Annotated in this window: 2 protein-coding genes; both read left to right on the forward strand. The window is 54.9% G+C overall.

The features are described from left to right. Positions 1 to 21 precede the first annotated feature (21 nt). Positions 22 to 4362, forward strand: a complete 4341-nt coding sequence (locus DEP07_RS12455) for an SDR family NAD(P)-dependent oxidoreductase (RefSeq protein ID WP_287102552.1) — start codon at positions 22 to 24, stop codon at positions 4360 to 4362. Beyond that, on the forward strand, positions 4355 to 12631 hold the full coding sequence (locus DEP07_RS12460) for a non-ribosomal peptide synthetase/type I polyketide synthase (RefSeq protein WP_287102553.1): 8277 nt from the start codon (positions 4355 to 4357) through the stop codon (positions 12629 to 12631). Before DEP07_RS12455 ends, DEP07_RS12460 begins: the two co-directional genes overlap by 8 nt. Positions 12632 to 12641 lie beyond the last annotated feature (10 nt).

Consider the following 12641-nt stretch of genomic DNA (forward strand, 5'->3'; position numbering starts at 1 on the left):
TAAACGGGAGTGAGTGGAGTGGTGGATGAAGAGTTGATCCATTCAAAAATCGCGATCGTCGGCATGTCCTGCCGTGTTCCCGATGGCGATACCCCTTTGGCTTTTTGGCAAAACATCGTCCGCGGTGTGGAATCGATCAAGACGTTTACGGATGAGGAATTGAGAGAGGCAGGTGTTCCTGCTGATCTCCTTCACGACCCGCACTATGTAAAAAGAGGGGCCGTCCTGAACGATACAGCGTATTTCGACGCGGGCTTTTTTCGCTATACGGCCAAGGATGCCGAGATTACCGATCCGCAGCATCGCGTCTTTCTCGAATGCGCCTGGGAAGCGCTTGAGGATGCGGGCTGCGTCCAGGATATCGAGCGTCTTGTCGTGGGCGTGTACGCCAGCTCGTGCATCAGCAGCTACTTTTTGCGTCTGTACGAAGATCAGGAGCTGGTAAAACGGCTTGGGCACGTGCAAATCGGCATCGGCAACGAAAAAGATTTTCTCGCTTCCAAGGTGTCGTTCAAGCTCGGCTTGCGCGGCCCTTCCGTCAATGTGCAGACAGCGTGCTCTTCCTCCTTGGTCGCGGTTCATTTGGCCAGCCAAAGTCTGCTGAATGGCGAGTGTGACATGGCGCTGGCAGGGGGCGTGACGATCCGCAGCGAACAGACAGCAGGCTATGTCTACCAAAAAGAAGGCATGGTTTCTCCGGATGGACATTGCCGTGTCTTTGATGCCGACTCTGCGGGAACGGTTTTTGGCAATGGCATCGGCATCGTGGTCTTGAAGCGGTTGGCAGATGCGATTCGCGATCGCGACAACATTCAGGCGGTCATCTGCGGCACGGCGGTCAACAATGACGGAGAAGAAAAAATCGGGTACACCGCGCCGAGTCCAATCGGTCAGGCGCAGGTCATTCACGAGGCGCTCACCGTCGCCAACGTTTCGCCGCGGGAAATCAGCTATATCGAAACACACGGAACCGGAACCGAGCTGGGCGACGCGATTGAAATAAAAGCACTCAAAGAGGTTTTCCAGGCCGAGGCGACCTCGCGCCAATTTTGCGCCATCGGGTCTGTCAAACCGAATATCGGCCACCTGGATACGGCAGCGGGCATCATCGGTCTAATCAAGACGGCCTTGGCTCTGAAACATCAAGTGATCCCGCCTTGCATTCACCACGAGCAGCCGAACCCGAAGCTGGCATTGGAGCATAGTCCCTTTTACGTCAACACACGTCCGCGTTCGTGGAAAGACGTCAGCGATTCGCCGAAGGCAGGCGTCAGTTCGTTTGGCATTGGCGGGACAAACGCCCATGTCGTTCTGGAAGCAGCTCCTGTCTATGCTTCCGATGCTTCTGCGAGACAGCAGCATCTGTTTTTGTTCTCAGCCAAAACAGAAAAGGCATTGGCGAATACGTGCCGGAAAATGGCGCAATTTTTCCGTGCCCAGCCTGCGCTTTCCCCTGCGGATGTGTCGTATACGTTGCAGACGGGGCGCGCTCATTTTTCGCATCGGAAAATGGTGGTTTGCTCTTCCGTAGGAGAAGCTGCTCGCTTGCTGGAAGCAGCCGCAATCGGCACGGCAAGCGAAAGCAGGCAGGAGGAGCTTCGCACGGCTTTTTGGTTTTCAGCGCAAAACCAAGCGCTTTGCACGATGGCGCGCGAGTTGTACCAGACTGAACAGTGCTTTTCCCGCATCTTGGACGGTTATGTCCACGACTTGTCCAAAGCTGCGTTGGCTGCGCCCAGCCTGGATCGCCTTTTGACGGGTGCCGACCTGTTGCATAATGACGACGCTTTTGACCCGATGTACGGGGAACTGAGCCAGTTTCTTTGCCAAAGTGCCTTGGCCGACTTTTTGGTTTCTCTCGGAATCAAGCCGCAGGTGGCGATTGCGGACGGGGCAGGCTTGTTTGCGGCTGTCTATCAGGCGAAGCTGGCAACCGTGTCCGACCTCGCGAAAATCATCGTCCTGAAACACAAGTGGCTTCGGGCAGCAGAAGAACAACAAAGCCGGATCGAAGCAGAACTGGCTTCGCTGTTGCGGGCAATGCCAGCGGGCAGCGCGGATCACGCTATCTTGTCCGGCGGGACTGCCGTCACGAGCGAGCTGGTTGGTCAGACAAACTTTTGGCTGCACACCACGCAAGCATCCGCTTTGCCAGCGACAGCAAAGGCTCCGCTCACGGAGAGCGATGTTCACCTTGTCATTGGGATCGGGATGAAGCAGCCATCCTGGGCGGAATGCAGCCTTCCTGCCATCCATCTGTTGCCTGCGCATGGAGAGATGGAGTCGGCGGAGTGGCGTTTTGCCAACAGCTTGGGCGAGCTTTGGCAGCAGGGGGCTGCGATTGATTGGCAGGAACGGTACTCCGGCGAGAACAGAAGCCGCCTGTCCCTTCCGACGTACGGGTTCGATCGCGACAAGTATTGGTTTGAGAAAAAAGCGCGTACCGCCGCCCCTCAGCCACAGCCTAATCTTTCTCGCAAAAACGAACCGGAGAAGTGGCTGTATCGGCCCGTTTGGAAACAATACAACGGATCTGGCCGTACCCGTACAGACGACGAGCAGTCTGACACCTACCTGCTGTTTATCGATACGGACGGAATCGGCGAAGCGGTCAAGCAAGCGCTGCAAGCAAAAGGAAAACGCGTGTGCACGGTAAAGGCAGGGCAGCACTTTTCCAAGCTGGACCCGAATGCGTACGAGATTCATCCCGAAGAAACGGAGCAGTATCTCGCGCTGTTGCGGGAAGTGTTTACACCGGGCCAGCCCTGGAAAATCGTGCACTTGTGGAGCCTTGCAAACGAGTGCGCAGATGCTGCCCCGGCTGCCGAGCCGTCTGTGTTTTACCGTCTGCTGCACTTGGGCCAATCGTTTGGCATGCTCGATCCGCAGCAGCAAATCCAGCTTTTCGTGATTGCGTCCGCGTCTCAATCGATCACCGGGAACGAAGCTTTGCTGCCACAGCAGGCTATGGCGCTCGGGGCGGCTCAGGTGCTCACGCAAGAATTTGGCAATGTCCGCTCGGCTTTCCTGGAAATCGAGCCGGAACAATTCGTGAAACAAGGGCAGCCTGGCATGACGCTGCTTGTGGAGGAGTTGCTGAAGCAAGAGCCGGAAAACTTGCTCGCGATCCGCAATCGTCATAAATGGGTGCGCACGTTTGAACCGCTTCGCTTGGACCCGCCGACAACTGCACAGCCCGAAGCAGGCGGCGTGCATCTGATTCTCGGGGGCTTGGGCGGAATTGGCTTGACTGCAGCGGGGGCGTTAGCCCAGCACGGTCCAGCTACGATCATTTTGACAGGGCGTTCGCCATTTTTGCCGGAAACGCAGTGGGAGGAATACATATCCACCACTCTCCCAAGCGACCCGCTGCACCAGAAAATTCGCGAACTGATGCAGTTGCAAGCATGGGGCGCCCAAATTCATCTGTATCAGGTCGATGTAAGCGATGAAGCACAAATGAAGGCTCTTTTGGAAGAGATAGAGGCGACGATCGGACGGATTGACGGAATCATCTTTTCTGCTGGCAGAGTCGTGAGCGATTTCTTTCAGCACGCGATCCCCCATATCCGTCGCGACATGTGTGAAGCGGAGTTTGCGGTCAAACAAACAGGGCTGCTCGTTCTGGAAAAGCTGATCCGGGAAAAAGAGATCGGGTACTGCCTGGTCAATTCCTCGCTGTCCTCGATACTCGGCGGAATCGGACTCGTTGCCTATACAGCGGCTAACCAATTCATGGACAGCTTTGTGCAAAAGATGAACCAAGGGCAGCAGCGAACGCGATGGATGTCTGTCGGTTGGGACGCCTGGAACTTTTCGCTTGCCGATCCAGGCAGCCGCACAGCGACAAGCGAACGGCTGGAGCAATTGATTTCGCCCGCAGAAGGCCGACAGCTGTTTGCGCATTTGTTTTCCCTTCTGCACCAGGAAGAGCATGTCATCGTGTCCACGACAGACCTGGAGCCGCGGCTTGAGCAGTGGGTAAACCGCCCTCGCTACATAAAAGCAGGCAAGCAAGAGAGCCAGAAAGAGATTCCCCTGGAGCAACTGCTGCAGGAGACGATTCAGGACGCGATTGGGAATGCGAACATGGGACTGGACGACAATTTCTTTGATGCAGGCGTCACGTCGCTTGATATTGTCGGGATCAACGATATTCTCCAGAAAACGATTCAGAAGCCTGTTCTGATCTCTTCCTGGTTCGAATACCCGACCATCCGCAAGCTGGCCGGGTACCTGAAAGCGGAAGACAACGATACGGCGGCAAACGATCATGGCTTCGATCGCTCTGAAATTGTCCATAAAGGGATGGATAAATTAAAGCTGCTGCGCCAAAAAGGAAAGGAGGTGCGAAATGGCTGACACGCGAAACTTCAACGGCCTGGAAATCGCCGTGATCGGCTTATCCTGCCGCTTTCCGGGAGCGAACAATCGCCAGCAATTTTGGAACAACCTCAAGGACGGGCTGGAGTCGATCACGTTTTTTAGCGACGAAGAGCTTAGAGCAGAAGGAGTACCACAAGAGCTGATCGAGCATGAAAACTACGTCAAGGCTGGTGCGATCATCGATCAGTTTGAATATTTTGACGAACGCTTTTTCGGGTACAGCCCCAAAGACGCTCTGGTCATGGACCCGCAAGTTCGCCTGTTTCACGAGGTAGCCTGGGAAGCTATGGAAGACGCCGGATACGTCCCTGACCATTATCCCGGATTAGTGGGTGTCTTTGCCGGAGCATCGAGCAATTACAGCTGGAATGCCAGAGTGTATTCATATGAAGGGGAGCACCGGGATCTCTTTTCCGAAATCCAGTTGAGCAACAAAGACTTCCTCGCCTCGCGCATTTCCTACAAGTTCAATTTAAAAGGGCCGAGCTTGACGCTCACCACCGCATGCTCGACTTCGTTGACCGCCATTCACGCCGCTTGCCGCAGCTTGCTCAGCGGCGAATGCGACATGGCGATTGCAGGTGGCTGCTCGATTTTGATTCCGCACAAGAGCGGATATATGTACGAAGAAGGGCACTTTCTGTCAAAAAACGGCCAAATTCGCGCTTTTGACGAAGCGGCATCCGGCATTCTGTTCGGGAACGGCGTCGGGGTGGTCGTGTTAAAGCCGCTGGAAAATGCGCTGGCGGACAAAGACCATATATGGGCGATTATCAAAGGCAGCGCCGTCAACAACGACGGCAACCGCAAAGCGGGATACATGGCGCCGAGCGTCGAGGGGCAAAAAGAGGTCATTCAAAGCGCCTTGCAACTCTCCGATGTAGAGGCGGAAAGCATCTCGTACATTGAAACGCACGGGACTGGAACACAGCTTGGAGATTCCATCGAGTTTACGGCGCTCAAGCAAGTGTTTCGCGAGCGGCAAAGCGAGTGCGTCCTAGGCTCGGTCAAAAACAACATCGGCCATCTCGATGCAGCGTCAGGAGTAGCGGGTTTCGTGAAGACCGTCCTCGCCCTGAAGCACCGCCAGATCCCGCCGATGATCAATTTTGCCAGGAGCAATCCGGCTTTGGACATGGAAAACAGCCGCTTTGCGATCAACACCACACTGCGCGAATGGCAGCGTGGAGCGTATCCGTTGCGGGCGGGAATCAGCTCGTTTGGTGTCGGGGGGCAAAATGCGCATCTGATCGTCGAGGAAGCGCCAGAGGTCAGCGAATCGGTGGATACAGAGCAGCAGCCACAGCTCGTTTTGCTGTCCGCGCAAAACAGCGAATCGCTGGAAAAAATGGCAGACAATCTGGCAAAGCATCTCGAAGAGCACCCCGAGATCAAGCTGCAAGATGTCGCCTACACCCTGCAAAAGGGCCGGAAGTCATTTGAATACCGCAAGCAAATCGTTTGCAAGAGCCGTACCGAGCTGATCCGCGCCTTGACGGATAAAGGCTCCCGGCAGGCACAAGCTTACCGAGCGGATGGAGAGCCTGGACAGATCGTATTCATGTTCTCCGGCCAAGGCTCGCAATACGTCAATATGGGGCGCGAACTGTATGAACAGGAGCAAATTTTTCGAGAGAGTCTCGATCATTGTTTCTCTCTGCTTCAACGATATTCCCCGGTCGATTACCGTTCCATTTTGTTCCCGCGTGACGAGCAGCAGGAACAGGCCAAGCAGGCAATCGCCAGCCTCGATCACGGGCAAGTGATTTTGTTTGTGTTCGAGTACGCACTGGCCCGGCTTGTGATGGAGTGGGGAGTTCAACCGGATGCCGTGATCGGCTACAGTCTGGGTGAATATATCGCGGCTACCATCGCTGGGCTGTTCACGCTCGAACAGGCACTGCAGCTCGTACTCAAGCGCGGGGAGCTGTTTCGCAGGCTGCCTGATGGCAAAATGCTGAGCATTCCGCTCTCTGTGGCGGAAGTGACTCCGTTTTTGTCTGACTCGCTGGAAATTGCCATCGACAATCAAGCTTCCTGCGTAGTCGGCGGCCCGACACCGCTCATTGTGGAGCTGGAAGAGAAGCTGAAACAGGACAAACGGATGTGCACGCCGCTGCCATTCCCCAAAGTGATTCATACGTCACGGGTCGAATCGATACTGGACGATTATCAGGCCGCTTTTCAGCCGGTAGCCTTTCAGGATATGCAAATTCCTTTTCTCTCCAGCGTGACAGGAGAATGGGCAGAGCAGGCAGACTTGGCAGCTCCTGACTATTGGCTGCGCCAGTTAAAAGACACCGTGCAGTTTACGAAGGCGCTCCAGTTGTTTGCAAACCAGCGCGCCGTATTTATCGAAATCGGGCCAGGACACGATTTGAGTGCGCTGGCAAAACGGACGTTCGACGCTGGAACCGTATCTTCTTCCGGGCAGAACATACTAAACCTGATCCCGTATGCCAACAGCACTGTCTCGGAGCAGCTTCATCTGTACAAGCGGCTCGGCAAGCTGTGGCAGTACGGTGTGAACCTGGACTGGGACAAAGTCAACCCGGATGGAACGCGGGTTCCGTTGCCGACTTATCCTTTTATGCGCAAAAAGTTTTGGCTGGAAGCGGCCTCGTTTCAGCCGCAGGCAGCGAGTTCGCAGCAGTTGGCGAGGAAGCCGATCGAGGACTGGTACTACGTTCCATCATGGAAGCGGCATACCCCCGTCTTTTCAGCCAAAGACAGTACGTACAAACAGAAGCGGCGGCTGATTTTTGCCGAGCAGTCGAAAGTCAGTGAGCTTTTGACGCAAAAAGTACAGCAGTTGAGCGAGCAGTGTATTGTCGTTTGCAAAAGTGCGCAGCGGCAGCAGATTCGCGGCAACGAATTTGCGATCAATCCGGGCCAGGACGAAGATTACGACTGGCTGTTTCAACAATTAAAAGACAGCTCATTCACACCGGATGAGGTCATCCACATGTGGAGCTTAGAAGAGGCCGGGGCGTTGCCGAGCCTGGAGACGACGCTGGACAACGGCTACTACAGCTTGCTCGCGATTGCCAAGGAATTTGGCAAGCATTTTGACGGACATTCGCTGGAGCTAAAAGTTTTGGCAAACGGAGTCTGCTCGGTGGCCGATGTTGGCAAGCTGAACCCGCAAAAGTCGATCATGCTAGGGCCGATCAAAGTTATCCCGCTGGAATACCCGACGATTCGCTGCCATTTGTTTGACAGTGACTTCACATCGGAAGCGAACGCTCTGGACAAGGCGCTCGATTCGTTCGTCCGCCCGCTTTTGTCACAAACCTGGAACGGTATCGTCGCCTATCAAAACAAGCATTTTTGGCTGCCGACGCACGAGGCCGTCTCCTTCGATCCCAGTGACAGCATGGAGCTGAAACCGGGAGGAACGTATTTGATCACGGGCGGTTTGGGCGGAATTGGGCTGGCCATCGCCGACTTTTTGGCGCAAAAGGCGCAAGCCACCCTGATTTTGGTGGGCAGGACGTTGTTCCCGGCTAAGGAAAAATGGCAGGAGCTGCTTGCAGACAACAACGCAGACGACAAGCTCAAGCAGACGATTCGCCGACTGTGCGCAATCGAGCAGGCAGGCGGGAGCGTTCACCTCATCCATGCGGACATCAGCGACAAGCGCCAAGTGGAAGAGCTGCTGCAAAAAGCAGACCGCCTAGGCGGGGAACTGAATGGAGTGCTCCATGCTGCTGGCGTCGCCGATGGGGAAATGATCCAGCGCTCCACCAGAGAAAGCGGCAAAAAGATGCTGGCAGCCAAGGTCGAGGGCACATCGCTGCTTTATGAAGCTGTGCGCGACAGGCCGCTCGACTTTTTTATCCTGTTTTCTTCCTTGAGTGCGTACATCCCCTCCATCGGGCAAGCAGGCTATTGCGCTGCAAACGCGTTCCTCGACTCGTTCGCAAACTATTGCCATGGAAATAATAGTCAGTTTCCCGTTTTGTCGATCAACTGGGAGAGATGGAAAGCGACGGGAATGGCAAAGGAAATCGAGGAGAAGCATCGGCAGTTGACGGGTGAGGAGCTGGCGCATGCGATCACGGAAGCGGAAGGCGTTCACATCTTTTCCCGGGTCGGGGCGATCTCGCTTCCGCAGGTTGCCATCTCTGCCTATGACTTAAACGAGCTGATTACCCGGTACCAGGACACGCAATTCCCGCTTGTGTCAGAGGGAATCGCCTTTGATTATCCGCAGCCTGACAGCGCTGTTAAATACGAGCGGCCCGATTTGACAACGGAATATGTCGCGCCGCGAGATGAACGGGAACAGCAAATTACAGCGGTATGGGAAGCGCAGTTTGGCATGCAGCCAATCGGTGTTGACGACAGCTTGTTTGAGTTGGGCGGAGACTCGATTATGGCCCTGTCGATTGTGGGAAAAATCCAGAAGCTGTACAACGAACGCATCCCTATGGCTTATTTTCTTCACCATCCTACTGTCGCCGGACTTTCTGCCTATTTGCAGCAGACGAGTCCGAGCCAGGTGGGAGGGGTTCGCGTCGCACCGCGCAAAGACCACTATCCGCTGACGTCCGTTCAGAAGCGAGTGTACTTCCTGCAAAAAATGCACCCGTTGACAACGGTCTACAACAATCCGGGCGTGTACCAATTGGACGGGGAAGTCGAGCCGGGCAAAATCCAGCACATTTTCGAACAGCTCATCGGGCGTCATGAGATTTTCCGCACCTCCTTTGGCTTTGTCGGGCAAGAGGTCGTGCAGACTGTTCATGAGACGGTTGCATTTGCCATCGAGGAGCTGGTGCTGCCGGAAGAAGGAATGGCGGCGGCGATCTCTGCTTTTATCCGGCCGTTTGACCTGGAAAAAGCACCGCTCATTCGCGTTGGTTATGAGCCAAGCAAAAAGCTGCTGCTCATTGACATGCATCACCTCATATCAGACGAGACGTCGTATCAGCTGCTGATCAAAGATTTTCTGGCCTTTTACAAGGGCGAGGAATTGCCCGCATTGCCTGTGCAGTACAAAGATTACGCGGAATGGCATGCAGCCATGCGAGGCACTCCCGCCTTTGAAAAACAGAAACAATACTGGCTGGCGCAATTCGCGAATGGCGAGCACGAAACGAAGCTGCAGTTGCCGACCGATTTCAAGCCTCCGCTTGTCCAGAGCTTTGAGGGAGATTTCGTTTCCTTTCATATTGATCGCGAGACAACCGAGCGGTTCAAAAGCATGCTGAAACAGGAAGCGGCTACAGTCAACATGGGACTATTGGCTGTATACGCTGTCCTCTTGTCGAAAATATGCCAGCAAGAGACGGTCATCGTCGGAACCCCCGTATCCGGGCGGAAGCAGACGGAGCTGGAAAATCTCATCGGGGCCTTCGTCGATACGGTTGCCTTGAAACTGAGCGTCGATGCTGCCGACTCCTTCACCCAGTTGCTGCAAACCGTCAAGCAAACGATTTCTGCTGCGCTCGACCATCAGGACTATCCGTTCGAAGAGTTAATCAACAATTTGGATATTCAGCGCGATTTGAGCAGAAATCCATTGTTTGAAACGATGTTCAGTTTCCGCGATGTGTACGACAAGACCGACCAAATCGGCGGGGTCCAGGAGATTACTTCGTTTTACAAGCATAAAACAGCCATGTTCAGCATCCGCTTTACCGCTTGGGAGGAAGGGCCGCAAATCGGGTGCGAGATTGAATACTCCACGAAGCTGTTTGCCAAAGAAACGATGGAGCGCATGGCGCGCTACTTCGCGCAGATCATGCAGCAGGCGGTAGCCGAGCCGGAAGCTGCCTTGGCAAAAGTCGAGATCATGTCCGGGCAGGAACAACAGCAGGTGCTGGTCGGCTTTAACCAAACGCGGCAGCAGGTGGACCCAGGCGCTAACGTCTTGTCCCTGTTTGAGCGCCAGGTGGAACAACATCCGGACAAAGCAGCCGTATCGCTGGGAGCAGCGTCCCTGAGCTACCGGGAGTTGGAGCAGGCGGCAAACAAGCTGGCCCGGTACTTGCAAAAACGAGGGGTGACGCGGGAACAGCCCGTAGGCATATACATCGAGCGTTCGCTTGACATGGTGATCGCCATGCTGGCTGTCCTGAAAGCAGAGGGCGCTTATGTTCCGCTCGATGCCAGCATTCCGTTGCAGCGCTTGCAGCAGATTCAAGAAGATGCTGGTGTCAACGTGATGATTTCCACCAGCGATTTGCTCGCAGACGGCAAGCTCCGCTGCCAAAGCCTCGTGCTTTTGGATCAGGAGTGGAGCGAGATTAAGCAAGAGTCTTCCTCGCCGCTGTCCGCTGCAATCGAACCGTCACAGACGGCTTACATCATCTTTACATCCGGTTCTACAGGAAAGCCGAAAGGGGTCATGGTTCCGCATCGCGCTTTGGGCAACTTTTTGCTGTCCATGTCGAGCCAACCGGGCATGACAGCCGCAGATAAGCTGCTGTCCGTGACGACCTTCTCCTTTGACATTTTCGGGCTGGAGCTGTATTTGCCGCTCATCACTGGAGCGACAGTCGTTCTTGCCAGCAAAACGGAGATGGCGGATGGCAGGCAGTTGAGCCGCTTGCTCGAAACGCACGGGATCACCGTGATGCAGGCGACGCCAGCCACGTGGAAAATGTTGCTCATGTCCGGCTGGACAGGCAATCCGCAACTGAAAGCGCTATGCGGTGGAGAAAGCCTGCCGCAAGACTTGGCGCGAGAAATGCTCGGCAAGGTCGGCTCCTTCTGGAACATGTACGGGCCGACTGAAACGACGATCTGGTCCACGATTGCCGAGATTACCGATGCAGAGCAACTGACAATCGGCAAGCCCATCGCCAATACGCAAATTTATATTTTGGACCGGGACAAAAAGCCCGTTCCCGTGGGCGTCTACGGAGAAATGTACATCGGCGGCATGGGTGTGGCATTCGGGTATATCAACAATCCGGCGCTAACGGCCGAGCGGTTTGTTGCCAATCCGTTCGACGGCGAGATGCAGCCTACGATGTACAGGACAGGCGACATCGCGCGTTTTATGGCGGATGGCACGATTCAGTGCGCGGGCAGGATTGACGATCAAGTAAAAATTCGCGGCTTCCGCATCGAACTGGCTGAGATCAAGGCGGTCATTTCCGCGTATCCCGGGATTCGCGACAATGTCGTCGTGCTGGAGTCGCTGGCGGAACGTTCCGGGAAATCCGCTGCAGATGACGAGAAAGGCTTGACGAGCTACCTGGTACTCGCGGCAGAGGCGACGATCGAGATCGATGAGCTGAAAGGGTTCCTGCTGGAGCAGCTGCCCGCTTATATGATCCCGCAGCAATTTTTCGTGATCGAGCAAATTCCGTTGAACCATAACCAAAAAGTCGACCGCAAGAAGCTGAAGTCGTTGCAGCAAACACAGCTGGTCAGCTCCAAACCGTTCAGGCAGCCGACTACCGAGGTGGAAGAAAAGCTGGCTTCCATCTGGAAAAAGCTGTTGCATCTGGAGCAAATCAGCGCCGCGGATTCGTACTTCGATCTGGGCGGAACATCGCTTACGGTGGTGCTGATGCAGGAGCAGATCAAAGAACAATTTGGACTGCAAATCCACGTAGCGGATATTTTTACCCATCCGACCATAGAGCGGCTGGCTGCGTCCATCGAAGCGGCGGTCTTTGCCTCGCAAGGAGCGGGCAAGCGCGGGGTTTCCCTGCCGACTCACTACTTCCTGTCGGCAAGCGATTCCGGCGAAAGCTTGCCTTTGGCGTTGGAACTGCCCCCTGCCACGGCAAAGGGCTTATTCCAAATCGCCCAGCTTCATGAAATGCGCATCGAGGAAGTCATGCTTGCGCTGCTGTTTTACTTGCTCAAACAGGTGTCGAACGAAGCGAGCATCTCGATCCACCTGTTGAACAAACGCGAGCAGCTCCAGCTGGTTACGCTTGACTTTTCCGGCATGTCTGACTTTGACTCGCTGTTCATGACAGTCAAGGAAAAGATCGCCCAAGCGGAGCAGCACCAATCGTTCCCATCTGTTCCGCCGTATCGGATCGGACGGGAGCAGGACAAAACGATGATTTTGCTGTACCCGTTGGTTCCTGCTGTTTCACAAGCCGTATCGTCTTCTTTCAATGCCGTCTGGGGCTGGGAAGTCGACAGCGAGGAGCGGATCAGGATTCATCTGGAGTACGACAGCCTGCTGTTCAAAGCGGCCGAATTGAAAAAACTGGTGCAGGGCTTTGCCCATTTGGCGAAGCAGCTAGTTTCGCGCGTCGTTCATACGTAAACAGTGCCAG

The organism is Brevibacillus sp., assembly GCF_003521185.1.
Taxonomy (GTDB): Bacteria; Bacillota; Bacilli; order Brevibacillales; family Brevibacillaceae; genus Brevibacillus; species Brevibacillus parabrevis.

Excerpts from the sequence above, each read along its gene's own strand:
- DEP07_RS12460 (WP_287102553.1), top strand. The coding sequence starts at position 4,355 with ATGGCTGACACGCGAAACTTCAACGGCCTGGAAATCGCCGTGATCGGC.